Raw genomic sequence first — 26,324 nt, forward strand, 5'->3', positions numbered from 1 at the left:
GTTGCAGGCTTACAGGCAATTGCTACTGCGAAACGTTTAGGTGCTGTGGTTGAAGCAACCGATTTACGTCCAACGGCGAAAGAGCAAGTGCAGTCTTTGGGTGGTAAATGGTTAGACGTGCCTATGTCTGAGGAAGAACAGCAACGTGCAGCAGATGCTGCAAAAAATGGTTATGGTTGGATGCCAGGTGAGCAATATATTAAAGACCAAGCAGCTATTGTAGATAAGGCTGTGAGTCAGGCAGATATTGTAATTACTACAGCACTATTACCAGGGCGAAATGCACCAAGGCTAATTAAAGCTGAAACTGTGAAAAAAATGAAACCTGGGTCTGTCATTTTAGATATGGCAGTAGAAACAGGAGGGAATGTTGAAGGTTCTGTAGAGAATGAAACAGTCGTTACAGAAAATGGAGTACAAATTTTGGGTATTCCGAATATTCCATCTACTGTAGCAACAGAAGCTTCAGCACTGTACGCACGTAATGTTTATAACTTCGTAAGTACATTATTTGATGAAAATAAGAAGTTAAATATTACTTTAGATGATGAAATTCAAAAAGCACTGCTCGTTACCCATGATGGTGAGCTGTTGTTAAAGCGTAGCTAAGGAGCGAAAAAAATGATTGAAACTATAACAATTTTTGTCTTGGCTGTATTTGTTGGTTATTACGTTGTATGGGGTGTAACACCAGCTTTGCATACACCTTTAATGGCAGTTACTAACGCGCTTTCTTCTATTGTCATTGTGGGTGCTATGTTGCAGACCGTAGGTTTGCCAATGTTGGGTATTGAAGGAAATGTTGCATTTCAGAGCATAAATATTGTGAGTGTACTGGGTGCAATAGCAGTCTTTTTAGCAAGTATTAATATTTTTGGTGGTTTCGCAGTAACAGCAAGAATGCTTGAAATGTTTAAACCAAAGCAGAAAAAGAAAGAAGAGGTATAAACAATGGAATTAATAAGAGAATATTCTGGTTGGTTATACCTTGTTGGGGCAATTTTATTCATTTTGACACTACGTGGACTATCTAGCCCTAAAACAGCTATTCAAGGTAACCGCTATGGTATGGTGGCCATGGCAATTGCTGTTTTAACCACATTTTTTGTGGCAGATCATGTTGTTGTATGGCTTATTTTAGTACCAATGGCACTTGGTGCTGTTGTAGGTGTTGCACGTGCCCGTACTGTTCCTATGACGCAAATGCCTGAAACTGTTGCTTTAATGCACTCATTAGTTGGATTATCTGCTGTATTAATTGCAGTTGCTGCAATTTTACATAATAACCATTTGGTTGACCTATTTGCGCAAAATACAACTGCTTTACAAAGTTCAGGTGTAGAGCAACCACACATGAGCAAAGTACATTTCTTTGAACTATTTGTGGGTTGCTTTGTCGGTGCAATTACGTTTACTGCATCATTATTTGCTTATGGTAAATTGGCTGCGAAAAAATGGGCAAAAACTATTGCGGGTGGTTGGGTTAAACCATTACAAACTATTTTATTTATTGTCATGATTATTTGTGGTGGTTATTTCTTCACTACAGGCAATATGGCTGCTTTTTGGCTTATGACAGCTTTTGCACTTGCATTCGGTTGGGTATGGATTGCACCTGTGGGTGGGGGCGACATGCCAGTTGTTGTTTCATTACTTAACTCTTTTTCAGGGTGGGCGGCTGCAGGAATTGGCTTTACACTTGAAAACAACATGCTCATTGTTGCGGGCTCATTGGTCGGTTCTTCTGGTGCAATTTTGTCTTACATTATGTGTAAAGCAATGAATCGTAGCATTCTCAATGTGTTATTTGGCGGTTCAGCAACTACAGCGGCTGCGGTGGCTTCAGGTGAACAAGTAGAAAGAAACTATCGTTCTGGTTCGGCAGATGATGCAGGCTTTCTTATGTCAAATGCAGACAGTGTTGTAATTGTACCAGGTTATGGTATGGCACAAGGGCGTGCACAAAATGCAGTGAAAGAGCTTGCGATGTTACTTAAAGAAGAAGGCGTAAAAGTGCGTTTTGCAATTCATCCTGTTGCAGGTCGTATGCCGGGACATATGAACGTATTGCTTGCAGAAGCTGATGTACCTTATGAAGATATCTTAGAGATGGATGAAATTAACTCAGATTTTCCTGCTACAGATGTTGTTTTAGTGATTGGTGCGAATGACGTTGTAAACCCTGCTGCAAAAGATAATCCAGGCTCTCCAATCTATGGTATGCCAATTTTGGAAGCTTATAAAGCACGTACTATTATGGTGATTAAGCGCTCTATGGCAACAGGTTATGCTGGACTAGATAATGATTTGTTTTATGATGAAAAAACAATGATGATTTTTGGTGATGCAAAAAAAGTTGTTGAAGATATGACAAAGTCAATTAATGGTTCTGGTCATTAAGTCGTATTATACTGAAATAGGGCACATTTTAGATGTGCCTTATTTTTTTATATAAAGATAACTATATGTTAAATAATATTTTATTAAAATAAAATGTAATATTTTTTATTGAGAAAAATTCTTATTATCGTTAATATCCACTCGCTTAGACTTCTGCTTAATTTCCATTTTTATGAAAATATTGACTCATTTTGTAAGAACTGCTTTATCTGTCTCTCTGTTCTCTATATTACAAACAACTTTTGCCAACGAGGCTGTATTACCTACTATTTTGGTTAACTCAAATGATGATCCTGATATTGTAAAAACAACAGAAAGTTTTAAAACACATCAAACTTTATTTAAAACTGCAAGATCTGTCAGTGTGGTAAGTAAAAAACAGATTGAGCAGAAACAAGCCATGAATTTAACAGATGCACTCAATGGCGTTTCAGGTGTGATCTCGGCACCTCTTGGACGACGAGGTGCAGATGACTTTATTATTCGTGGGCAACTTGCTTCAGATGCAATTTATATAGATGGACTTAGGCAAGCACAAGCAAGCGATTCTCCAGTAGATATTACAGGGTTAGAACGGGTAGAGGTAATTAAAGGACCAAGCTCAATGGATTTTGGTTTGAGTGCACCGGGTGGTTTAGTAAATCTTGTAACAAAACGAGCAATACAGGATAACTTTAATACAGTTGAATTACGCTATGGCTCTCAAGATCTACGCCAAATCATATTCGATACAAACCATACTTTAAATGAAAGTAGTAAAGCTGCATGGCGTTTGAATACTTCATATTCAGATCAAAATGATTCTACAGATAATGTTTATTTTAAAAATTTTTATATCTCGCCAACTTACACCTTCGATTTGGGCGATCAAACCGATTTATCTGTAATAGCGAGTTATAGTCATAAAGAGTATATGAGGCAACAAGGCATACCTGTATACGGTAGTCTTTTAACAAACTCATATGGTCAGCTTAACCGTAGTTTATTCATTGGAGAGCCAGATCAAGACCCTTATATTTCAGATGTATATCGTGTTGGATATAATTTTGCACATCGTTTTAATGAAGGATGGGAGTTTAAACAAAATTTCGCACTTCAGAAAACACGCTTAGATGGACAAGTTATTTTTGCAAATAGTTCAAGTTTAAATAGTCAGACCATTAAACGTTCGGGCAGAGATCAACTATATAAAGATCTAAATTTTAGTGTGGATAATAATTTATCTAAAACATTTGACATGGGGGCGACCCACCATCATGTGATGTTAGGTGTAGATGCAATTCATGATACACGTGATATATGGAATTATACCTGTACCGTAGCAGGAAACTTTAATATTTATCGTCCTAACTACTTAGGAAATAGTTGGTGTTCTAAAAAAACTTTGCGTAGCGACAGTGTGAAAACTACATTAAAAACAGTCGGCACTTATTTAAAAGATCGTATAGATTTGACTGAAAATCTAAATTTAGATTTGGGAGTACGCCATGACTGGGCCACAGTATCGGCTTTAAGTCATTATGATCAGTCAGATAACAGTAAAAATAGTCATGCATTTTCAGGAAACATAGGAGTTTTATATGATATTCATCATATTATTTCTCCTTACATGAGCTATTCAACATCATTTTTACCAGTTACTGATGTTGATGAAAATGGAAAAATTTTTGAACCAGAAAAGGCAAACCAGTATGAGGTTGGTTTTAAAATTCAATCACCATCTCAACGAATTCAGGCAAGTTTAGCATGGTTTGATCTTACTCGTTTTAATGTCGTTTCTTCCGATGCAGATGGTGTAAATTATCAAACAGGGAAACAAAACTCAAAAGGCGTAGAAACCGAAATTGTAGCAAAAATCCGCCCAAATTGGCTTGTTTCGGCAAACTATACCTATACGCCTACCGCTAAAATCGTAAATGATGAAATTACAAGCTATATTGGTAAGCGATTAAACAACGTCTCTAAACAAGCATTTAATTTCTCTACGCGTTACGAGTTTTTGGGTGAAATGCTGTCAGGTTGGTATATTGGTGCAGGTGTGCGTGCAGAGTCTGAAAAGACTAGCTATAAATATGCGTATACTGTTCCGGGGTATGCACTGTGGGATGCGGAAGTTGGATATAACACAACACGTTGGCAAGCAAGTTTAAATGCAAAGAACATTTTTAATAAAGAATATTATGCTGGGGGTGTAAACAGTAATATTGTGGCTTTAGGTGATGATCGGCAAGTTAATTTCAACTTCCGTTATAGATTTTAGAAAGATAAAAAAAAGCGACATATTCTGTCGCTTTTTATCATTTACATAAAGGATTTTATGCAAGTGCTCTTTCAGGAGTGGCACGCCATAGACTTTCTAGATCGTAGAACTTACGTGCTGTTGGAAGCATCACATGTACCACAACGTAGCCAAGGTCGATAAGAACCCATTCAGCATCGAGTTCACCCTCTACACCAATAGGTCTAAAGCCTGCTTGACGTGCTTCATCTGCAACGTTATCTGCAAGTGCTTTGACATGACGTGTTGATGTACCGCTTGCAATGACAATTGCATCTGCAACATTACTAATTTCGCTAACGTCTAACTCGATGATATCTTTTGCTTTTACATCTTCGAGTGCTTCGTGAACGATGGCTAAACAGCGTGCTACATTTTCGTTTTGCGCATTCATCGCGCTTTCTTGAGAATTAGAAGCGCTGGGCGATGGTTCTAAATTCATAGAAGTCAATAATTCCTGACAATTACTCAGTATGTAATATAGCGTTTTTGCGCACACAATTCAAATATTGTATGAAAGTATCCTGTAACTAACTGCTTTTTAATTAAATATAAATTATTTTCTTATGGGTTAAGGTACTGGCTCAATTTTTTCTGAGCAGCTTCACGTGTATGTTGAATGACCTTTTTAAGCTCATTAAAGCGTAGAAGAGTTTCTTGAATGAAACTTTGATCTGCCCGCCGTTTCTCTTTACGCAAAGTTGAAATAAATTGCTCAAAATCTCCAGTAATTTCTTGGAGTTTAGGTGTGCCGACATAGCGCGTAGCCCCATAGAGTCGGTGTAGTACATGCTCTAATTGAGGGAAGTCTTCGAGCTCAATGAGTTGTTGCATTTCCTCAACTTCAGCGTCAAAACTTTCTGTAAGCATTTTAAGTAAATCTACAGCCAATTCCTCCTTATTTGCCGCAAGTTTAACACTTTGTGCCCAGTCCAGAATATTGCTATCCATTGTGGTAGAAAACTCATTGTGTAACGGAGTTTGGTTGTTTTCAAATCGGCTATTTGTCCATGTAGTGAGAATTTGTACAAGCTGCTCTATCTGAATTGGCTTGGTTACATAGTCGTTCATACCGACAGTAAGTAAGTTTTGTTTTTCATCTGAAAGTGCATGTGCTGTAAGTGCAATAATTGGAAACTCTTTACTCTTATTCAAAGTAGATTCTAATGAACGAATTGCACGAGTTGTATCTACTCCAGACATTACAGGCATTTGAATATCCATAAAGATTAAATCAAACGGTTGTTGTTTTTGTTCAATATTATTTTGAATCAGTCGGAGAGCTTCTTGTCCGCTCAGTGCTTTGGTGGTTTTTACTTTTAGCTCTGCCAGTAACGCTTCTAAAACAATAAGATTAGGTAAATGGTCATCTACTGCTAGGACGTGTAAACCTTCACCATTGAAGGTTTTGCTGACATGCTCCTCTTCTACTTGGATTTGGTTTTTAAGTAGCTGAAGTAGGGCGTGTCTACTCAGAGGTTGATAAAGTGGAGTTGCATGAAACTGACTTAATGTATTGGGTTCTAGAGCCATTTGATAGCCATAGACGGCTAAATGACCTTGATAACGCATACGAATTTCTTGAAGTAATGTGTGCGTATCACCTGCATGATCGACAATAACCCAAGTGTCATCGTGATTGGTGAGTTGATTTAAGCGGTTAAACAAGTCTAACAGAGAGATACTCTCTGTATGTTGGACGTTGTAATTTTCTAAATAATGTCGAAGAATATTTGCTGTGGCTGCATGGGAAATAAAAGATACAACTTTTACATGACTTAAATTTTCTTTTTGAATGTGTTGCGTACGTTGGTCTAAATCGAATTGAATGTTAAACCAAAATGTGGAGCCTTTTTCCGTTGGTGTACGCTCCTGATTGTCTTCAAAACCAATATGACCATGCATCATTTGTACAAGCTGTTTTGAGATTGCAAGCCCTAAGCCTGTACCACCAAATTGACGAGTAATGGATGCATCCACCTGTGAAAAAGAATCAAATAATTTTTTTCGATCTTGTTCACTTACCCCAATACCACTGTCTTGTACGCTAAAGTAAATTTGACAATGCTGATGGTTTTTATTTTCCAGACGAGTACGGACAATAATTTCACCCTCAGGGGTAAATTTAATTGCATTTGAAATGAGATTCGTCAAAATTTGTTTAAAGCGTAATGTATCGCCAATGACGTACTGTGGTAGGTCGTGCGCGAAGTAAAATGCCATATTAATATTTTTCTGAGCGGCCAAAGGAGACAACATATCCATGACATCAAAGATGGTCTCTTCAAGATTAAACTGTGCTGTTTCAAGCTCAAGTTTGCCCGCATCAATTTTTGAGAAATCTAAAACATCGTTAATCAATGCAAGTAAATGTGCAGATGACTTTCGTATAGTTTGTAAATATAGGTTCTGATCATTAGTAAGGTTGTCTTGTCTGAGCATGAGATGGATAAAGCCATCAATACTATTTAAAGGCGTTCTTAATTCATGGCTAATATTGGCAAGAAAAACAGATTTTGATTGATTGGCTGATATCGCTTGGTCACGTGCTTGTCTATAAGTAATATTTTGGACTTCAAGCGTATCTAACGTTCGACGTAAATCATCTTCAGTTTGTTCAGTATGGTCTTTAAGCTCTAAAAAGCTATGGTGCAATCTTTGTAAGGTATTTTCGATATCGCGCTGTAATAATTTTAGTTCACCACTGCTATTGAGTGTAATAGGCTGATCTAAATTATCTGCACTTAATCGTTGTAATTGCATTCGAATTTCGTAGAGGGGTGCAATCCATCGTCTAGAATAAAAGTTTAAACACATCATGAGTAAAAGAAGTGTAATAAAACCTGTAATGGCCAATACAGTCAGAATACGATAATGTGCCAATGCTAAAGGTTGGTCATCTAATTCAATGAGCAACCATGTGCTAATCCCTTTACTATTGGTCATAATTTTACTGCCATAGACCGTATTGTGATTATACGATATAGGGCCAATAAATCGGGCAGAATCGTTCACTGTGGGCCATGGTAAATATCTACGCTGACCAATGTTGAGTTTAATATGGTTGTCGCTGTCTATAATGGCAACGCGCTGCACATATTGCTCGTTTAAAACGCTTTGTAAAATATTTTCTGCACGTGGTGTAATATTTGGTGAAGTATCAATTGCTGTTGAAAGTAGTTTGGCCGTATGTTGATAGCGTGATAAGGTCGCAATTGCTGCATACTGCTGTTGGCTTTTTGCAGCAACACGGGTTTCGTTAACAACAAGGGTTGTTCCTACAAAAACAAGTACTGAAATTGGAATAAAAATAAATGCGACCAATTGCCCATAGGCATGGTTTAGCTGTAAGCGTTGTAATAGGTTTTTTCTTAATTGCGCCATAATCGAAAATAAACGATTCTTCTTGATCAGAATCTTACCATGCTTTTAATAGGCGGGTCGCGTGTATTCTTTGTAGAAAAAACAGTGAAATGAGTGCAGGATGATTATTTTTTTCATACAATAAGCACACCTAAAAACAGGTACATACTATGAGTGACAATATTCCAGACTTTTTTTCTGACGATTTTTTATTAGATCATTCTGTTGGAAAGACCCCTTTAGTTAGGCTACAACGACTTGGAAAAGATACCAAGGCAACTGTACTTGCTAAGCTTGAAGGGAATAATCCTGCAGGTTCTGTGAAAGATCGTCCTGCTTATAATATGATTATACAAGCAGAAAAACGAGGGGATATTCAGCCTGGGGATACATTAATAGAAGCCACCAGTGGAAATACAGGTATTGCTCTTGCAATGGTCGCTGCTATGCGTGGTTATCGCATTAAGCTTATTATGCCAGACAATATGAGCCAAGAGCGTAAAGATGCCATGCTAGCATATGGTGCTGAATTAATTGAAGTAACTCAGCAACAAGGAATGGAAGGCGCACGCGATCTTGCTTTAAAAATGCAAGAAGAAGGACAGGGGTTTGTATTAAACCAATTTGGTAATCCAGACAATGTTCAAGCGCACTATCTCACGACTGGGCCAGAAATTTGGCAACAAACAGGTGGTCAGGTGACACACTTTGTGAGCTCTATGGGGACAACGGGAACCATTATGGGCGTATCTAAGTATTTAAAAGAAAAAAATCCAGATATTCAAATTATTGGATTACAACCAGAAGAGGGTGCAAGTATTGCAGGTATTCGTCGCTGGCCAGAAGCATATTTACCTACAATTTTTGAGCATGAGCGTGTAGATCGTGTTATAGACATTGCGCAAGACAATGCAGAAGTGACCATGCGTCAATTGGCCAAAACAGAAGGCATTTTTGCAGGTACATCGTCCGGTGGTTCGGTCTGGGCAGCATTACAAATTGCGAAAGAGAATCCAGATGCTGTGATTGTATGTATTGTATGTGATCGTGGAGATCGTTATTTGTCGACTGGTTTATTTTCAGTTCAAGATAAGCAATAGGGAAAAAAATGCGTTTACCCGTTCTTGTATTTGATATTGAAACAGTAACTGACTTAAAAGCAGGTGCACATCTTCATGGTTTAGAGGGTTTATCTGAAGAAGATGTTGGACACGCTTTAACAAAATTGCGTCGTCAGGAATCAGGTACAGATTTTCAAAGATTACCTTTGCATGAAATTGTCTGTATCTCTGGTTTATGGGTAGATGAAAAAGGTTTTCGACTCTTTTCTTTTAGTCAGAATGACAATACTGAAACAGAAATTTTACAGAAATTTTTATCTATTTTTCAAAAACGCCGTCCAGTCTTAGTAAGCTGGAATGGTCTACAGTTTGACTTACCCGTGATTTCTTATCGTGCTTTATATCATGGTTTGTCTGCACCAAATTTGTTTGATCAAGGTGAGTTGAATCAGCAACGTCGTTTTAGTAATTATCAGAATAGATACCATCATCAACATGTCGATTTAATGGATGTGATGGCTGTATTTAATGGTCGAAATTTTCAGAAATTAGATGATGTTGCTCAATTTTTAGGATTGCCTGGAAAGCGTGAAAAAATAAGTGAGCATATTTCTTCATATATTCAAAAAAATGCTTGGGATCAGCTAGAGGCATACTGTGAAGGCGATGTTCTAAATACGTGGCTAATTTATTTACGATGGAGCTTATTAAAAGGACAATTGTCATCAATTGACCATTTGAAAGCAGTGCAACAAACCATAGAATATCTGACCAATTTATCCAAACATCAGCAATTTTTAAAGGACTGGGAACATAGTGCACAAAGTACGACTTTCAGTTCAACATTTTTCCTTAAATAATTAGGTTCAGTTTTGAAAAATATTGCCAAACCCCGTTTGAACAAGGTATTCGCATCTCAGTATACGTTTGATGTCGAATCATTGTCGCATGAAGGACGAGGAATAGCTCATTATACAAATCATGCTGAGCATCCAGCAGATAAACAAGGAAAAAAAGTCTTTATTCAATTTGCATTACCGAATGAAAGAGTGAGTGTTAATATTACTCGGCAAAGTAAGCGATTTGAAGAAGGCGATACGATTGATGTGATTGGGGCACCCTCTAAGCATCGTGTCTTACCAATTTGTGATCACTTTAAAGTATGTGGTGGTTGTAGTTTGCAACATATGGAAGCAAACGAGCAGATCCGTTTTAAACGAGATGTATTGCAATCTCATTTTCAACACTTTGCTGGTGTGGAGCCTGTGGAGTGGTTATCTTCTATTCGAGGTAGCCGAGAAGATTATCGTCGTCGCGCACGTGTCGGTATTCGCTATTTAGATAAACCGAAAAAGCTGATGATGGGTTTTCGAGAGCGACAAAGTAATCGTTTGGTTAATATTAATCATTGTCCTGTTTTAAATATAGAATTGAATACAGCACTTCCTGAAATAAGAGCAGTATTGCAAGGGTTAGATGCAAAAAACCATATCGGACATATTGAATTAAGTATGGGTGATAAACGCATTGCTTTGTTGGTTCGTCATACTGCCAATGTGTCTTCATCTGATCTCTCTAAATTAATAACGTTTACAGAGAAAAAGGGTTGGAAGCTTTATTTACAACCTCAGGGGCCTGAAACGGCTCATGAAGTTTATACAAATAAAAAAGATGAAACTGGGTTATTCTATACACTGCCCGAATTCAATTTGAAATTAGAATTTCTACCTACAGACTTTACGCAAGTAAATGCTGAGGTAAATCAGAAAATGATTTCATTGGCATGTAAATTGCTTGACCTAAAGCAAGGTGAGCATGTGTTAGATTTATTTTGTGGTTTGGGGAACTTTTCTTTACCTTTGGCGCGATGTGTTGGTGATACAGGCAAAGTAGTGGCTGTTGAAGGAAGTGAAGACATGGTCAAGCGTGGTCAAAGAAATGCACAGTTAAATGAGATTACACATGCTCACTTTTACTCACAGGATTTAACCAAAGATTTCTCACAACAATCTTGGGCGAAAGAAGGCTTTGATGCATTATTAATAGATCCTCCTCGTGCGGGTGCCGAGCAAGTGATGCATTATATTGCAAATTTTTCTGCAAAAAGAATTGTATATATTTCATGTGACCCTGCAACTTTGGCAAGGGATACTGGCATTTTGGTACAACATGGTTACCAATTAAGAAAAGCAGGAGTAATGGATATGTTTATGCATACCAGTCATGTTGAATCAATTACTCTTTTTGAAAAAATAGAACAGCGTTGCAACGAAAGTGAATAACATAATTATAGGAGATGGGTATGGTCACGGTACGTGAGCAGTTACCTGAGAGACTCACTCAGTTGTCAGAAGAAACGGCTGTAGAGCATGCCTTACAACAGCAGGATTTAGCCGAGTGGTTAAATCGTGTGAGGCAACAAACAGATGCAGAGCTAATTCAACTCGAAGAAGTTGCACATCGCACGTTAGATAAAGGCTTAAAAATAGAGAAGCCGGGGAGAAATAATACTTTTACTACAGGTATTGGTATTGCAGATATCTTGGCGCATCTTTATGTAGATGAAGCAACACTCATTGCTGCGATGTTGTATCGAAGTGTACGTGAAGGCTTAACCTCTTTAGAGGAAGTCACCGAATACTATGGACAAGAAGTTTTAGAGCTTGTTCAGGGTACACTGGCGATGGGTAAATTGTCAGACCTGATTGAAAAAAATAAACGTTTAGAAGACCATTTTAATAACAATAAGCGAGAACATCTCACTGGCATTTATAAAATGCTTATTTCTGTGACCGAAGATGTGCGTGTGGTATTGATTAAACTTGCAGAACGTACATTTGAGTTGCGTGAGCTTGCAAACTCTCCGAAAGAGCGCCAAGAACGTGTTGCTCGAGAAATTTTGACTATTTATTCACCTCTCGCACATAGGTTGGGGATTGCTCAACTAAAATGGGAATTAGAGGATCTTGCATTCCGTTACCTTGCACCTGATCGGTACAAAGAAATTGCAAAGCTACTTAATGAAAAACGTCTAGAGCGAGAACATTACATTGAATCTGTAGTTGAGCAACTTAAAGGTGAACTCGGAAAAATTAATATAACTGCTGATATTAGTGGTCGTGTTAAACATATTTATTCGATTTATCGAAAAATGAAGAGTAAAAACCTTAGTTTCGACCAACTATATGATATTCGTGCATTACGTGTGCTGGTAAATACGGTTCCAGAGTGCTATCACGTTTTAGGAATTGTTCATCAGATTTGGAGGCATATTCCACATCAATTCGATGATTATATTACTAACCCTAAAGCAAATGGTTATCGCTCATTACATACTGCAGTTATTGCAGAAAATAAGTCTTTGGAAATACAAGTACGTACGCATGAGATGCATGAAGAAGCAGAGCTAGGTGTATGTTCTCACTTTAATTACAAAGAAGGTGGCAAAGCAACAGACTTCTCTTTTAACCATCGTTTACATTCATTACGTGCAGTACTTGAACATTACCAAGAGCGTAATGAAGCAAGTGCACATGCAAAAGATGAAGAAGATGATGACTTTGAGAAAATTCAAGATTTTGAAGACTTTGAAAAGATTTATGTGTTTAGTCGCGATGGTGATATTAAAGAGCTACCACGCGGCTCAACAGTACTAGATTTTGCATATCATGTTCATACTGAAGTTGGAAATCATTGCTATGCAGCACGTGTGAATCAAAGGTATGTGCCGCTAACCTATACTTTGAAAACAGGTGAGCAAGTCGAGATCTTAACAAAAAAAGATCGTGATCCCAATCGAGATTGGTTGGTGAGCTCTCTTGGATATATTCGAACTTCACGTGCAAGAGATAAATTACGTCATTGGTTTAGACAACAGGATCGTAGCAAAAATCTGGAAGTGGGACGAGAATTACTCACGAAAGAATTACAGCGTCTTGCGATTCATCCGAAAAGTATTGATCTAAATGAATATTGCTCACACTTTAATGTCAAGTGCGGAGATGACATTCTTATTGGTTTAGTGAGTGGTGATATTAGTCTTCATGGCCTGATGAATCAGGTGAATAGACATATGAATCTAGACCAAGATGAGCCAGAGTTGATTTTAAAACCTGCACTTAATCCACGTGCGAGTCATACACTTTCGGCTCATGGTATTTTAATCGATGGTTTAGATAATGTAGAGCTACACGTCGCACAGTGTTGCCAGCCTGTTCATGGTGAGATGATTTGTGGCTATATTACGTTGAACCGTGGTGTAAGTATTCATAAAAAGGGTTGCCCTGATTACAACCGTATGATTACTCAAGAACCAGAACGTGCTGTAGATGCTGACTGGGAGTTACAGCCGACACGTGGTCAAAGTATTCAAATTGTCGTAGAAGCTTATGATCGAAGAGGATTACTCAGAGATCTGACGCAAGTTATTTTTGCTGACCAAATTAATATTCGCCAAGTAAATACTGTTTCAGAAAACGATGGTATTGCGAATATGAAGTTGCTTATTGAGGTAAAAGGTCTGGCTCAGTTGTCTCGACTTTTAGCGAGATTGGAACAGCAACCAGGTATTATTAGCGCGCGCCGTCTTGTACAAGGAAATTAGTTAAATGAGCCAGTCTTTTCTGGCTCTTTATTTGAGAGAGTTATGCCTTTAAATCAGTTGCTTGAAGTGATGAGCGTATTGCGTCAAGAATGCCCATGGGACAAAAAACAAACTCCAAAGAGTCTCACAAAATATGCAATTGAAGAAGCTTATGAGGTGGAAGATGCTGTTCGCTCAGGAAATATAGAGAATATTAAAAGTGAACTCGGCGATCTACTTCTACAAGTTGTTTTTCAATCGCAAATATATTCTGAGCAAGGCGAGTTTGATTTTAATGCTGTCGTAGATACGTTGACACAAAAGTTAATTCGTCGGCATCCTCATGTCTTTCAAAAGGAAAAATTTGATCATCTTTCAGAGCAAGAGGTAAGGTTGTTATGGCAGACTATAAAAAAACAAGAAAAGTCTGATAACAATATTTCTTCTTCAAAGCTTTCAGATGTAAAGCATGGCCCATCGCTACAGCAAGCACAAGAAATTCAAGAGAGAGCGGCTTCCGTGGGCTTTGATTTTGAGAATATAGATGATGCATTTTCAAAGGTCGATGAAGAGTTAAATGAGCTTAAAGAAGCAATACGTCGTCAACAACAAGCGGATATTCAGGCTGAGTTTGGAGACTGTCTATTTGCACTTATTAATGTAGGAAGGAAGCTTAATCTTTCAAGTGAAATGTCTTTATTGTTGACAACATCTAAATTTCGGAATCGATTTGCGTTTATTGAAGAACATGCAACTGCACAAAATAAAAGTATGGACGAGATGACTTTAAAAGAAATGGATGAGTTGTGGGAACAAGCAAAGGTCATAGAAAATAAATAAAATCAATAATATGATTTTGAAAACAAATATTCATAGATAGGTTTTTTGTGAAAAATGTTATGTAAAAGTGTTTCACAGTGTTTCTCGCTTAGTATAAGATACTGCAAATTGTCCTTGAAAAGGGCAATGCTCAATTATGGGCAACAGTTATTAAAATATTCATTACAGACGTAGGAGAGAGCGTCTTTTGCACACTTTACGCGCGTCAAAATATGGTTTATCCATTAAGAAATTACCCCCTTCAATCATTGAAGTGATTGATGCTCTCAGTAAGGCTGGTTACGAAGCATACATCGTTGGTGGTGGTGTTCGTGATTTAATGCTTGGATTAAATCCTAAAGACTTCGATGCGGTGACCAATGCAACACCAGCACAGGTGAAAGCAGTTTTTGGTCGTCGTTGTCGGATTATTGGTCGTCGATTTGAACTCGCACATGTTTATATTGGACGAGACCTTATTGAAGTAGCTACTTTTCGTGCACCTCCTAAAAAAGAGGTGACTAGTGCTCAGGGAATGATACTACGAGATAATAATTGGGGAACCATTGAGCAAGACTTTGCTCGAAGAGATTTTTCAATTAATGCCATGTATTATCAGCCAAGAAAAGGGATTGTTTTAGACTTTTGCAATGCCATTGCTGATATAAAAAGTAAAACATTGCGTTTACTTGGTGATCCAGCAAAACGCTTTGAAGAAGACCCTGTTCGCATGTTGCGTACTTTACGTTTTGCAGCAAAACTTGACTTTAAGATTTCTGAAGAGATTTTAAATGTTTTTAATGCTGAAACGGCAATGTTACTTAGAGATGTTTCTCCACATCGACTTTATGATGAATCCCAAAAATTATTTACGATGGGGCAGTTACAACGTATTTTACCGTTATTAATTGACTTTGGTGTGTGGAAACAACTTTTTGCAGACATTAAGCCGAATTTAACGCCATTTATTACGCTTGCAGCGAAGAATACAGACCAAAGAATACAGGTTGGAAAAACTATTAATCCAGCATTTTTCTATGCTGTATTGTTATGGGAAAACTTTTTAGAGCGTACACAGTTCTATTTAAACAAAAGTTTAGTACCTGCTGAAGCACGTGCTCAAGCTGGCCTCGATATTCTAAAAAGACAATGTACCCGCACTGTTATTCCACGATTCGCTGAAACTTTTATTCGTGAAGTTTGGGAAATGCAAACAAGATTATTGAATCCTAAACCTCAGCAGATTGAATCTTTGGCAAGTCATGCAAGATTCCGTGCCGGTTTCGATTTTCTATTGTTACGTGAGAAGTCTGGTGATGTGAATACTGAGGATATGGGTTACTGGTGGGATATATACCAGAACATGTCAACAGATGAGAAAGAGTCAGCAATAGCAAAGTATAATCGTCAACGTGTGAAGAAACGCCGTAAGGTATCTTCTGATGTTGCCGAAGAGGTTCCTGTATCTACTGAATCTTCTGTTATAGAGCCATTGGTTGTTGAGCAAGAGAATAATTCACGTCGTGCAAGACGTGCAAAAGCGAAAAGAGTGGCAACATCTTCTCAAGGTAATACAACTGCAGTAAATACGTCGTCTAATGTAGAAATTGATGAACGACACCCAATCTTAAAGCGTAAGCGTGTGCAACGTGACCTGAAGCATGTTGTGTTCGGGCCTACGCAATGATAACCACCTATATTGGTTTAGGAAGTAACTTAGGCGATTCAAAAGAGATTTTAAGTGAAGCCGTTGCTAAGTTACATGCATATGGGGATATAAGAATATCGCAGTTATATTCAACCCCTCCTATGGGACCTCAAGATCAGCCAGATTATCTTAATGCTGTACTTGAATTGATGACAGATCTAGAACCTTTGGCACTGTTAGATGTTCTACAGCATATTGAAAATGAATCTGGAAGAGTCCGCTTACGTCGTTGGGGTGAAAGAACATTAGATTTAGATCTCTTGCTATACGATGATGTTCATTTTTCAGATGAACGATTGACGATTCCACATATTGGTCTGTTAGAACGAGATTTTGTTCTTATACCGTTATTAGATTTAAATGAAAGTATAAAAGTGCACAATCAGCGTATATCAGAATTAGATGTCGTGAAAAATACTACACTTAAACCTATTGCTCCCTCATCTTGGTGGGTAAAGTAAACAACGATATCTTTTATAAAGTATATGCTGTTCGTTGTGAGGAGATAGAATGATTAGCTTAAGCGATTTACGCCGTTTTAAAAAAGAAGGCCGTAAGTTTTCTTGCTTAACTTGTTATGATGCAAGTATGGCAAAAGCAATGGAAATTGCAGAGATTGATACGATATTAATTGGTGACTCGTTAGGCATGACAATGCAAGGTCACGATTCTACAATTCCTGTTGAAACTGATGATATTGCTTACCATACAGCTTGTGTCCGTCGTACGAATCAGCATGCTTTTATTATGGCTGACCTTCCTTTTATGGCATATGCCACAAAAGAAGATGCTTTAAAAAATGCAAAGAAAGTCATGCAAACTGGTGCCCAAATGATAAAAATTGAGGGTGGTGCTTGGCTAGCAGATACAGTACAGTCATTAACACGTAATGGTGTACCTGTATGTATGCATTTAGGGCTTACACCGCAGTCGGTTCATGTGCTTGGTGGGTATAAAGTACAAGCGAAAACGCGTGAAGCTGCAGATCGTTTAATTGAAGAATGTCAAATTTTAGTTGATGCAGGTACTGCGATTATTTTATTAGAGTGTGTACCTGCTCAAGTTGGTAAAGAAGTTTCAGAAAAATTTCCGCATATTCCTGTCATTGGTATAGGTGCGGGTGCAGATACAGATGGACAGGTTTTAGTTGTACAAGATATGCTTGGACTAACGTTCGGACACGTGGCTAAATTTGTACGTAATTTTATGGTAGAGCAATCGGGTAGCCAAGCGATTTTAAATGCGCTTCAGGCCTATCATCAAGCGGTAAGAGAACAGGAATTTCCAGCTGCTGAACATACATTTCGAGTAGAGTTGTAAACATGAAAACGGAAACCACGATACATGGTCTTACTGCGTCATTAAGCCCAGCAAAACATGCAAAAAAACTCATTGGTTTTGTACCAACCATGGGTAATTTGCACGAAGGGCATTTAAACCTTGTTCGTGAGGCAAAGAAAATTTGCGACCTTGTGGTCGTTAGTATTTTTGTGAATCCAACTCAATTTGGTCCAAATGAAGATTTTGATAGCTATCCAAGAACGCTTGAGCAGGATAGTCATCTTTTAGCAGATGTTGGTTGCGATATTATCTTTGCTCCTGCAGTTGAGCAAATGTTTGCAAAAGCACCAAGAAAAACTAATATTCAAGTTACAGATATTACGGATGGTTTATGTGGCCATGCACGTCCTGGTCATTTTGATGGCGTTGCTTTAATCGTAACGAAGCTATTTAATATTGTTCAGCCCAATTATGCTTTTTTTGGGCAAAAAGATTTTCAACAATTGGTTGTCGTGCAACAATTGGTACGTGATCTGAATATGCCACTTGAAGTGATTGGCGTACCTACGACACGTGCTGAAGATGGTTTGGCGCTAAGCTCTAGAAATGGTTATTTGACTTCCGAAGAACGTAATAAAGCACCTCAAATTTATGCAAGTTTACAGCATGCAAAAGGTGCTTTAGAACAAGGCGAATTGTTAACTAGCGTGCTTGAAGATATGCGAAGTCATTTACAAGCTTATGGCTTCGAAATAGATTATGTAGAGGCACGTACACCTGAATTACAGACAATAACTGATTTTAATCAAGATATTGTGTTATTTGTAGCAGCAAAGCTTGGTAAAACACGCTTAATAGATAATTTAATCGTTCATTTCGCGACTTAGATACGATATCAAGGATATAGTGATGAAGCGTATTTTGATTGTTACAGGCCAATCTGGATCGGGAAAATCTTCTGCACTACAGGTATTGGAAGATTTAGGCTACTATTGTATAGATAACTTACCTTTAGCACTATTGCCTGAAATTGTGTCTAAACTTGACCATGAAAATAATCTTGAGCAATTGGCCTTAGGTGTCGATGTTCGAAGTACACAAGCAGACCTAGAAGAGTTTGATACGGTCTTTGAACAGCTGAAAAAACATGGCTCAGTTGATGTTATTTATTTGAGTACTAGCGATGGTCAGCTGATTGCTAGATTTAGTGCTTCAAGACGTCCACATCCACTAAGTGGTCGTTGTAAAAGCTTAAATGAATGCATTCAGGAAGAAAAAAGTTTATTATTGCCTATCCAGCTAAGATCGACTGTAAATATTGATACAACTGATAAGAGTGTGCATGATTTAAAACATACACTTTTATCTAAACTTGGACAGTCAGATAAACTCATCTTAATTTTGCAATCTTTTGGTTATAAGCATGGTATTCCTTTAGATGCAGATTATGTATTTGATGTACGCCATTTGCCTAATCCACATTGGGATTTAAAATTGCGTAAATTATCTGGTTTGGATGAGCCTGTTCAAAAGTTCCTTGTGGAAAGCGACCAAGTCAATGAAATGTATGACGACATTCATACATTTTTAAATAAATGGTTGCCAGCTTTTGCAGAGGGACACCGTCACTATTTAACCGTATCTATTGGATGTACTGGTGGTCAGCACCGTTCAGTTTATATCGTTGATAGACTCAAGAAGGCTTTAGAAGCCAACTGGTCTATCCAAATTTTACACAGAGAAATGAAGCACTGGTCATGATTGACACAACGGTAGATGTAATTAACAAACTTGGCTTGCATGCGCGTGCATCTGGTAAGCTTATTGAAGTCACTACAAAGTTCCGTTCTAATATACAGATCGGAAAAGGTGAAAAGCTAATTGATGCTAAAAATATTATGGCATTATTGATGCTTGGTGCAGGTAAGGGAACAACATTACGTTTAGTTGTAGATGGACCAGATGAAGAACAGGCTGTATCGGAAGTACAGGCTCTGTTTGCAGCAAAATTTTACGAGGCAGATTAATCGTGGCACGTCGACCGCAAAAAAGTTATACAAGTGAAGATTTTGAATCATTAGAGGGGCGTGCAAGTAAAAGCGAGCAAAAACGTGCAGTACAGCGAATGGCTGCACTGGGTGAACAACTTGCTGAACTCTCTGAAAAACAGATTCGACAATTGCCTGTAGAAGATCGATTAATAGACGCTTTACTTGATGTGCGTGAAATTACTTCTTTTGAAGCACGTCGTCGTCAATTTCAGCGTATTGGAAAATTGTTACGTAATGAAGATGAGGCTGTTATTTTATCTTATCTTACGCCAAAACAAGGACTCAAGCAGCAGGCTTTATTAACACGTTGGGTAGATCGTTTAATCGAGCAAGGTGATGCGGCAGTGCATGAGTTTAGCAAAAAATATAATGCCACTGAGAAGCATACATTGCGTCAGCATGTGCTTCGTTACCATCGCGATAAAAATTTACAAGCAACACCAGATGAATTAGAGCAAGCGCGTCAAAAAATTGTAAATTATGTTCAACAAGTTGCATTACTTTCAGATCAAGGAAAAGCCAAAGGCTAAGTACAAATTTCTGAAGCATTGACTGGTAATAAGTTCATATCAATACTTTCGAAAAAGTCTTTATAGATGTAAACTTATTGCCTTAATTTTATACAACCACCGTTTTTATATTTTGAGGTTTCCCTCGATCATAATCTCGCGGTGACATGCTCCTTTGTATGGGGCATCACTCCTTAAGGATTTCTTATGCCAATTATTACATTGCCAAATGGCGATAAAAAAGAGTTTGATCATGCAGTTTCTGTCATGGACGTTGCTCAGAGTATTGGGCCGGGTCTTGCAAAGAATACTGTTGCAGGTCGTGTAAATGACCGTTTAGTAGATGCAAGTGATTTAATCTCTGAAGATTCAACCCTTCAAATTATTACACCAAAAGATGAAGAAGGCGTTGAAATTATCCGCCACTCATGTGCGCATCTTGTTGGGCATGCTGTAAAACAGCTATTCCCTGAAGCCAAGATGGTCATTGGCCCTGTGATTGAAGAAGGCTTTTACTACGACGTATATATGCCACGCCCTTTCACATTAGATGATATGGCTGCAATTGAAGAGCGTATGAAGTCTTTGATTGCGCAAGATTATGACGTTATAAAAAAAATGACACCACGTGCTGAAGTCATTGAGTTATTTAAATCTCGTGGTGAAGATTATAAATTGCGTCTAGTCGATGATATGCCTGAAGAAAAAGCAATGGGGCTATATTATCATCAAGAATATGTAGACATGTGCCGTGGTCCTCATGTTCCAAATACTAAATTTTTAAAATCTTTTAAGTTAACAAAACTTTCTGGTGCATATTGGCGTGGTGATGCTAAGAATGAGCAATTACAACGAATTTATGGCACAGCTTGGGCAGACAAAAAGCAACTTGCTGCATATATTAAACGTATAGAAGAAGCAGAAAAGCGTGACCACCGTAAAATTGGTAAAGCATTAGACTTATTTCATATGCAAGAAGAAGCACCTGGTATGGTGTTCTGGCATCCAAATGGTTGGACAATTTACCAAGCGCTTGAGCAATATATGCGTAAGGTGCAAAAAGATCATGGTTATCAAGAAGTGCGTACGCCTCAGATTGTCGATTTTGTACTTTGGGAAAAGTCAGGTCATGCAGCAAACTATGCTGAGAATATGTTTACAACACATTCAGAAAGCAGAAATTATGCAGTAAAACCGATGAACTGCCCGTGTCATGTTCAAATTTTCAATCAAGGCTTGAAGTCTTATCGTGAATTACCAATTCGTATGGCAGAGTTTGGCTCATGTCATCGCAATGAACCGTCTGGTTCACTTCATGGTATTATGCGTGTACGTGGCTTTACTCAAGATGATGGTCATATTTTCTGTACAAAAGACCAAATTGGTAAAGAAGTTGCAGACTTTATTAAACTGACTTTAGATGTATATAAAGATTTTGGTTTTGAAGAAGTTCAAATGAAACTTTCTACACGTCCAGAAAAGCGTGTAGGTGATGATGCACTTTGGGATTTGGCAGAGAAGTCACTTGCTGATGCCTTAGATGAAGCAGGTTTGGCATGGGATCTTCAACCAGGTGAAGGCGCATTCTATGGTCCAAAAATTGAATTTTCTTTAAAAGACTGTTTAGGCCGAATTTGGCAATGTGGTACAATTCAGTGTGACTTTAATTTACCTGAACGTTTAGATGCTTCATTTGTGACAGAAGACAATGAACGTGACCAACCAGTCATGTTGCATCGTGCAATTCTTGGTAGTTTTGAACGATTTATTGGTATACTTATTGAACACTATGCTGGTTTTATGCCACCATGGTTATCTCCAACACAAGTATGTGTAATGAATATTACAGGTACGCAAGCTGAAGCTTGTGAAGGTGTTGTGAAAAAACTTAAAGAGCGTGGTCTTCGCGCTATTTCCGACTTGAGAAATGAAAAGATCGGATTTAAGATTCGTGAACGTACGCTAGAGCGCATTCCATATTTACTCGTGCTCGGTGACCGTGAGGTCGAAGAGGGCACTGTCAATGTTCGTACGCGCTCAGGAAAAAATTTGGGTACTATGTCAATCGATGCTTTCGTTGACTTAGTGGAAACAGCCGTTGCCGAACGTGGCCGGTACATTGTGGAGTAAGAAAGATTAAACAGTCTGATCGTAACCAACAAGGTGGTAAAACTAATCGCCCTGCGATTAATGATGAAATTCGTGCAAAAGAAGTTCGTTTAATTGGGGCCGATGGCGAGCAAAAAGGCATTGTTGCTTTGACTGAAGCAATTCGTGTTGCAGAGCAAGATGATCTTGATCTGGTTGAAATTGTTGCCAATGCTGAACCACCTGTTTGTAAAGTCATGGATTACAACAAGCACTTGTTTGACCTGAAACAAAAGCAAAAAGATGCGAAGAAAAAACAGCATCAAGTGCAAGTAAAAGAAATTAAATTACGCCCAGGTACGGATGTCGGTGATTACAACGTAAAATTACGTGCGATTATCCGATTCCTTGAGGATGGCAACAAAGTAAAAATTACGTTGCGTTTCCGTGGGCGTGAAATGGCTCATCAACAACTCGGTTTAGTACAGCTTCAAAAAATTGAGGCAGATGTTGCTGAAATCGGTGTTGTTGAGCAAGCACCAAAAATGGAAGGTCGTCAGATGGGTATGTTACTTGGACCGAAAAAGAAAAAGTAATATTGATCTGCTAGACGATAAAAAGCCAGCTTCTAAAGCTGGCTTTTTATTGAGTATTTAAAAGATTAAGATTGAGTTAAGATATTGGTTTACTTGTGCTTATCAGACAGGTTTATATTATTTTATGTATATCTTGTGATTTCTCTTATTTTTTAAGAACAAAGTTTATTCTGATAGTGAATCACGCATAAAAGTATTTATATGGTTTAAGTTGTTGTTTTATATGTATTTAATTTAATTCTTAAACTTTTTTATTCATTTTTTTGAATTAATAAGTTTTTTTATATGATCTATTTTAAAAATAAATTCAATAATTTCAATGACTAGAGTGTTTATTACAAATTACATCTCTCATGTATCAGTTTGGTGAAAATGATCTTGTTTACAATGTAAACATGTGTATATTGCTCATTATGAAATAGCGTATCTGATTGAATATCGGTGCCTAAATATAGAAATGAGAAGGGGGCTAACATGAGCCAAGAAGAAAAGTTACCAAAGATTTTAATTGTAGAAGATGATGAGCGACTAGCACGTTTAACTCAAGAATATTTAATTCGTAATGGATTGGAAGTCGGTGTTGAGCCTGATGGTAATCGTGCTATTCGTCGAATTATTGCAGAACAACCAGACATGGTTGTGTTAGATGTGATGCTTCCTGGAGCAGATGGTCTAACAGTATGTCGTGAAATTCGTCCTCATTACCATCAACCGATTCTAATGTTGACTGCACGTACAGAAGATATGGATCAGGTACTTGGTCTAGAAATGGGTGCAGATGATTATGTCGCTAAACCTGTACAACCTCGTGTGCTACTTGCACGTATTCGTGCATTACTGCGTCGTACAGACAAAACAACAGAAGACGAAGTTTCTCAACGTATTGAATTTGACGATCTAGTCATCGACAATGGTGGCCGTTCAGTCACTCTAAATGGCGAGCTTGTCGATTTTACAAGTGCAGAATATGATTTACTTTGGTTACTTGCTTCCAATGCAGGTCGTATCTTGTCTCGTGAGGATATTTTTGAGCGTCTACGTGGTATTGAATATGACGGTCAAGATCGTTCAATTGATGTGCGTATTTCAAGAATTCGTCCGAAGATTGGTGATGATCCTGAAAACCCTAAACGTATTAAAACTGTTCGTAGTAAAGGTTACTTATTCGTTAAAGAAACGAATGGAATGTAAACCATTGATGTTTGTTGCTGTTGCTTTTCCTAAAGGATAGATAGTTCGTGTTTAAACACAGTATATTCTTACGTATCTATGCTGGCGTTGTTATTCTCGTTGCGTTGGTTGCTGTCTTTGGTTACTTGTTGGTACAGGTAATTAACTATCAGCGCGCCCAAGAATACCGTGAGTCATTAACAGATGGTATTTCTTATGTCATTGCACAAGGAATAGAACGCCAGCCAACAGCACAGCAAAAGAAAGATTGGATTTCCGATGCATCTGATCTTTTAGAGTTACCTATTTATTTAGTAGATAGTAGCAAAGTTGAATTATCTCGTTCTGAAAAGAAGCGAATGGATAATCAACAAGCTGTTGTACGTTATGATGCACAAACGTCAGTTGCAGATATTTATCTTGGATTGCCTAGTGATCCAAAGCATTATTTATTTATTAATGCGAACAAAATAGGCGAGCGCCAAATTAAGGCACTTCCTATTTTTATTTTAGACTATCTGATTTACTATCCCGGACAAGAAAAAGAGTATTTAGACAAAATACATCGTCACTTTTCTTATCCAATTGAAATTCAGCCTATTTTGAGCCTAGGCTTAGACTCAGAGCAAGTGGGTCGACTGCGCCAAGATCAGAGTATTTTATTGTACCGTGATAACGCAACAATGCGTGGTACAACGATATCTATCGTATCTCCAATACCAAATAATCCATCTGAAGTCTTAGTCATAGGTCCTGTACCTATGTTTAATTGGATGCCATTTCAAATTGCCGCTGGTATTACTTTATTAAGTCTATTCTTATTAAGTTTGGGCGTATATGTGCTTATTTTTCCATTACAAAGAAAAATTAAACAGGCAATTCTTGCACTTAATAAAATTAAAACTGGTGATATGTCTACACGGTTACCTGTAGAGGGTACAGATGAAATGGCAAGCCTATCTTCAAGTTATAACGATATGGCAACACATATCCAACGTTTGATTGAAGCACAGCGTGAGCTTATGCGCGCGGTATCACATGAACTAAGAACACCTGTTGCACGTATTCGATTTGGTATGGAAATGCTTGCAGAGGAAGAAGAATATGAATATCGCTTAAGTCAGGTGGAGATGATCGATAAAGATATTGAAGCATTAAATACTTTAATTGATGAAATTATGACTTATGCAAAACTTGAACAAGGTATGCCATCATTAGATATTCAAAGCATAGATATTGCTGGTGTACTTGAGCAAGTAGAGCGAGAAACACAGGCCTTAAAAACACAAAAAGATATTCAATTAATTGCCCCAGATATTGATGTGGTTGCAGATGCAGAGAGAAGATATTTGCATCGGGTGGTGCAAAACTTAGTGGGTAATGCAGTACGTCATTGTGATCAGCGTATTCGTATTAGCGGTGGTGTTGAAGAGGATGGACAAGCTTATGTTTGCGTCGAAGATGACGGGCCTGGTATTCCAGAAGAAGATCGTGAACGAGTTTTTGAAGCATTCGCAAGATTGGATGACAGTAGAACGCGTGCATCGGGTGGATATGGTTTAGGCCTATCTATCGTGAGCCGTATTGCATTTTGGTTTGGTGGAAGTATTAAAGTAGACAGTAGTCCAGACCTCGGCGGTGCAAGATTTATAATGAGATGGCCTGCTCAAAGAAGTACGGTACAACAATTAAGTAAAACAAATAAAAGCGACCTATAAGGTCGCTTTTTTAATTAATCATAGTCCATTGAATTTGGAAATAAAATAGGCTTTTTTTCATCAATCCATGATTGGATTACGCTTTCAGGGATATTTAGAATTAACTCTTTATCTTCAACATCAATCGCATATTTTTGAATAATACGCTCATCACCCGAAAGTGTTTCAATTTTATATTCACTGGCGATATGTAGAATACTATCTAGATTTGTACTTGTTGCAGCAGTATCCTCTTGAAAAATATGTTTGAGTTTTTCAAAAGAAATTCTAATTTGATGTAAGGTTTTGTCCTTATTTAATTGATCTTCAATATGTCGAATCAATAGTTGTGCATACAAAAAATAGTTTGGTTTATGTGTAAATTCTAGGTTCATTTTTTCTTTCCATTTTTACCTTTTTTATGTCGTCACATTAACAAATTTCGTAGAAATGATTTGTAATAGATTTGCTAAAAATAAGTATATTTTTCAAAGATAAATATTTATATGAGAAATGATTTAATACAAAATTATTTTAAATATAAATAATGCTGTATTTCACATAAATTAATTTTTATGTGCTTATATAAGAAGTATTCTCATTATAAGATATAATAAGGCTTTATTCCGACTATTTTGATTGGTTTTTTATTATTTTATGATTTTGGTAGAAATAAAGAAAAATATAAGATTTATTGAAAAAAAAGTGAATACTTTTTATT

At 37.6% G+C, this 26,324-nt stretch carries 22 protein-coding genes and 1 pseudogene; 20 read left to right on the top strand and 3 right to left on the bottom strand.

The genetic code is table 11. The features are described from left to right. From I2F23_RS02665 to I2F23_RS02680, 4 genes and pseudogenes are all read left to right on the top strand, one after another. Positions 1-609: pseudogene (locus I2F23_RS02665) on the top strand (NAD(P)(+) transhydrogenase (Re/Si-specific) subunit alpha); the annotation flags it as partial. A 12-nt stretch (positions 610-621) separates the two neighbouring features. Further along, positions 622-948, top strand: a complete 327-nt coding sequence (locus I2F23_RS02670; RefSeq protein ID WP_195771031.1) for a proton-translocating transhydrogenase family protein — start codon at positions 622-624, stop codon at positions 946-948. 3 nt (positions 949-951) lie between these two features. Next, positions 952-2,400, top strand: coding sequence for an NAD(P)(+) transhydrogenase (Re/Si-specific) subunit beta (locus tag I2F23_RS02675; RefSeq protein WP_195771032.1), 1,449 nt, complete (start codon positions 952-954; stop codon positions 2,398-2,400). A gap of 172 nt (positions 2,401-2,572) precedes the next feature. Next, a complete protein-coding gene (locus I2F23_RS02680; protein ID WP_195771033.1) occupies positions 2,573-4,660 on the top strand; it encodes a TonB-dependent siderophore receptor in 2,088 nt (695 codons plus the stop codon). Positions 4,661-4,715: 55 nt separating this feature from the next. On the opposite strand, the gene rsfS is transcribed toward I2F23_RS02680, so the two are convergent. Continuing rightward, the gene (gene rsfS, locus I2F23_RS02685; protein WP_195771034.1) at positions 4,716-5,120 is read right to left on the bottom strand and encodes a ribosome silencing factor; all 405 of its coding nucleotides are present in this window, start codon (positions 5,118-5,120) and stop codon (positions 4,716-4,718) included. Positions 5,121-5,242: 122 nt separating this feature from the next. After that, positions 5,243-8,062 (bottom strand): ATP-binding protein, encoded by a 2,820-nt coding sequence (locus I2F23_RS02690; RefSeq protein WP_195771035.1) that lies wholly within the window; start codon positions 8,060-8,062, stop codon positions 5,243-5,245. A gap of 149 nt (positions 8,063-8,211) precedes the next feature. Between I2F23_RS02690 and cysM the strand changes: the two genes are divergently transcribed. The 16 genes from cysM (at position 8,212) to bfmS (ending at position 25,624) form a co-directional block, all read left to right on the top strand. Then, positions 8,212-9,141: a cysteine synthase CysM gene (gene cysM / locus I2F23_RS02695; RefSeq protein WP_195771036.1), complete on the top strand. Its 930-nt coding sequence runs from the start codon at positions 8,212-8,214 to the stop codon at positions 9,139-9,141. 8 nt (positions 9,142-9,149) lie between these two features. Continuing rightward, a complete protein-coding gene (locus I2F23_RS02700; RefSeq protein ID WP_195771037.1) occupies positions 9,150-9,962 on the top strand; it encodes a 3'-5' exonuclease in 813 nt (270 codons plus the stop codon). Between the two features lie 12 nt (positions 9,963-9,974). Beyond that, on the top strand, positions 9,975-11,384 hold the full coding sequence (gene rlmD, locus I2F23_RS02705) for a 23S rRNA (uracil(1939)-C(5))-methyltransferase RlmD (RefSeq protein WP_195771038.1): 1,410 nt from the start codon (positions 9,975-9,977) through the stop codon (positions 11,382-11,384). Positions 11,385-11,404: 20 nt separating this feature from the next. After that, positions 11,405-13,705, top strand: a complete 2,301-nt coding sequence (locus I2F23_RS02710) for a RelA/SpoT family protein (protein WP_195771039.1) — start codon at positions 11,405-11,407, stop codon at positions 13,703-13,705. 42 nt (positions 13,706-13,747) lie between these two features. Continuing rightward, positions 13,748-14,524 (top strand): nucleoside triphosphate pyrophosphohydrolase, encoded by a 777-nt coding sequence (mazG, locus tag I2F23_RS02715; RefSeq protein ID WP_195771040.1) that lies wholly within the window; start codon positions 13,748-13,750, stop codon positions 14,522-14,524. Between the two features lie 187 nt (positions 14,525-14,711). Further along, complete coding sequence (pcnB, locus tag I2F23_RS02720; RefSeq protein ID WP_195771041.1) at positions 14,712-16,190, top strand: polynucleotide adenylyltransferase PcnB; 1,479 nt, start codon at positions 14,712-14,714, stop codon at positions 16,188-16,190. Further along, the gene (gene folK / locus I2F23_RS02725; RefSeq protein ID WP_195771042.1) at positions 16,187-16,672 is read left to right on the top strand and encodes a 2-amino-4-hydroxy-6-hydroxymethyldihydropteridine diphosphokinase; all 486 of its coding nucleotides are present in this window, start codon (positions 16,187-16,189) and stop codon (positions 16,670-16,672) included. The genes pcnB and folK overlap by 4 nt, the downstream gene beginning before the upstream one ends. A gap of 49 nt (positions 16,673-16,721) precedes the next feature. Beyond that, complete coding sequence (gene panB / locus I2F23_RS02730) at positions 16,722-17,531, top strand: 3-methyl-2-oxobutanoate hydroxymethyltransferase (RefSeq protein ID WP_195771043.1); 810 nt, start codon at positions 16,722-16,724, stop codon at positions 17,529-17,531. 2 nt (positions 17,532-17,533) lie between these two features. Further along, positions 17,534-18,379 carry a pantoate--beta-alanine ligase gene (gene panC, locus I2F23_RS02735; RefSeq protein WP_195771044.1) on the top strand — a complete coding sequence of 282 codons (846 nt, stop codon included), beginning with the start codon at positions 17,534-17,536 and terminating at the stop codon, positions 18,377-18,379. Positions 18,380-18,401: 22 nt separating this feature from the next. Beyond that, on the top strand, positions 18,402-19,253 hold the full coding sequence (gene rapZ / locus I2F23_RS02740; RefSeq protein ID WP_195771045.1) for an RNase adapter RapZ: 852 nt from the start codon (positions 18,402-18,404) through the stop codon (positions 19,251-19,253). Then, positions 19,250-19,519, top strand: coding sequence for an HPr family phosphocarrier protein (locus tag I2F23_RS02745; RefSeq protein WP_195771046.1), 270 nt, complete (start codon positions 19,250-19,252; stop codon positions 19,517-19,519). The genes rapZ and I2F23_RS02745 overlap by 4 nt, the downstream gene beginning before the upstream one ends. Positions 19,520-19,521: 2 nt before the next feature. Then, the gene (gene yjgA, locus I2F23_RS02750) at positions 19,522-20,073 is read left to right on the top strand and encodes a ribosome biogenesis factor YjgA (protein WP_195771047.1); all 552 of its coding nucleotides are present in this window, start codon (positions 19,522-19,524) and stop codon (positions 20,071-20,073) included. 186 nt (positions 20,074-20,259) lie between these two features. Continuing rightward, the gene (gene thrS / locus I2F23_RS02755; RefSeq protein WP_195771048.1) at positions 20,260-22,182 is read left to right on the top strand and encodes a threonine--tRNA ligase; all 1,923 of its coding nucleotides are present in this window, start codon (positions 20,260-20,262) and stop codon (positions 22,180-22,182) included. Between the two features lie 5 nt (positions 22,183-22,187). Then, positions 22,188-22,736, top strand: a complete 549-nt coding sequence (infC, locus tag I2F23_RS02760; protein WP_195771171.1) for a translation initiation factor IF-3 — start codon at positions 22,188-22,190, stop codon at positions 22,734-22,736. Positions 22,737-23,210: 474 nt separating this feature from the next. After that, the gene (bfmR, locus tag I2F23_RS02765; protein WP_023272737.1) at positions 23,211-23,927 is read left to right on the top strand and encodes a response regulator transcription factor BfmR; all 717 of its coding nucleotides are present in this window, start codon (positions 23,211-23,213) and stop codon (positions 23,925-23,927) included. A gap of 47 nt (positions 23,928-23,974) precedes the next feature. Then, the gene (bfmS, locus tag I2F23_RS02770; protein WP_195771049.1) at positions 23,975-25,624 is read left to right on the top strand and encodes a sensor histidine kinase BfmS; all 1,650 of its coding nucleotides are present in this window, start codon (positions 23,975-23,977) and stop codon (positions 25,622-25,624) included. 14 nt (positions 25,625-25,638) lie between these two features. Here the strand turns inward: bfmS and I2F23_RS02775 are convergent, their stop codons facing one another. Further along, entirely contained in the window at positions 25,639-25,998 is a 360-nt protein-coding gene (locus I2F23_RS02775) for a hypothetical protein (RefSeq protein ID WP_195771050.1), read from the bottom strand. Positions 25,999-26,324 lie beyond the last annotated feature (326 nt).

This window comes from Acinetobacter pollinis (assembly GCF_015627175.1).
GTDB lineage: Bacteria > Pseudomonadota > Gammaproteobacteria > Pseudomonadales > Moraxellaceae > Acinetobacter > Acinetobacter pollinis.

Excerpts from the sequence above, each read along its gene's own strand:
- I2F23_RS02745 (WP_195771046.1), top strand. The coding sequence starts at position 19,250 with ATGATTGACACAACGGTAGATGTAATTAACAAACTTGGCTTGCATGCG.
- I2F23_RS02670 (WP_195771031.1), top strand. The coding sequence starts at position 622 with ATGATTGAAACTATAACAATTTTTGTCTTGGCTGTATTTGTTGGTTAT.
- bfmR (WP_023272737.1), top strand. The coding sequence starts at position 23,211 with ATGAGCCAAGAAGAAAAGTTACCAAAGATTTTAATTGTAGAAGATGAT.
- panC (WP_195771044.1), top strand. The coding sequence starts at position 17,534 with ATGAAAACGGAAACCACGATACATGGTCTTACTGCGTCATTAAGCCCA.
- I2F23_RS02700 (WP_195771037.1), top strand. The coding sequence starts at position 9,150 with ATGCGTTTACCCGTTCTTGTATTTGATATTGAAACAGTAACTGACTTA.
- cysM (WP_195771036.1), top strand. The coding sequence starts at position 8,212 with ATGAGTGACAATATTCCAGACTTTTTTTCTGACGATTTTTTATTAGAT.
- panB (WP_195771043.1), top strand. The coding sequence starts at position 16,722 with ATGATTAGCTTAAGCGATTTACGCCGTTTTAAAAAAGAAGGCCGTAAG.
- I2F23_RS02775 (WP_195771050.1), bottom strand. The coding sequence starts at position 25,998 with ATGAACCTAGAATTTACACATAAACCAAACTATTTTTTGTATGCACAA.
- mazG (WP_195771040.1), top strand. The coding sequence starts at position 13,748 with ATGCCTTTAAATCAGTTGCTTGAAGTGATGAGCGTATTGCGTCAAGAA.
- I2F23_RS02690 (WP_195771035.1), bottom strand. The coding sequence starts at position 8,062 with ATGGCGCAATTAAGAAAAAACCTATTACAACGCTTACAGCTAAACCAT.
- folK (WP_195771042.1), top strand. The coding sequence starts at position 16,187 with ATGATAACCACCTATATTGGTTTAGGAAGTAACTTAGGCGATTCAAAA.
- I2F23_RS02680 (WP_195771033.1), top strand. The coding sequence starts at position 2,573 with ATGAAAATATTGACTCATTTTGTAAGAACTGCTTTATCTGTCTCTCTG.
- rsfS (WP_195771034.1), bottom strand. The coding sequence starts at position 5,120 with ATGAATTTAGAACCATCGCCCAGCGCTTCTAATTCTCAAGAAAGCGCG.
- thrS (WP_195771048.1), top strand. The coding sequence starts at position 20,260 with ATGCCAATTATTACATTGCCAAATGGCGATAAAAAAGAGTTTGATCAT.
- rapZ (WP_195771045.1), top strand. The coding sequence starts at position 18,402 with ATGAAGCGTATTTTGATTGTTACAGGCCAATCTGGATCGGGAAAATCT.
- I2F23_RS02710 (WP_195771039.1), top strand. The coding sequence starts at position 11,405 with ATGGTCACGGTACGTGAGCAGTTACCTGAGAGACTCACTCAGTTGTCA.
- I2F23_RS02675 (WP_195771032.1), top strand. The coding sequence starts at position 952 with ATGGAATTAATAAGAGAATATTCTGGTTGGTTATACCTTGTTGGGGCA.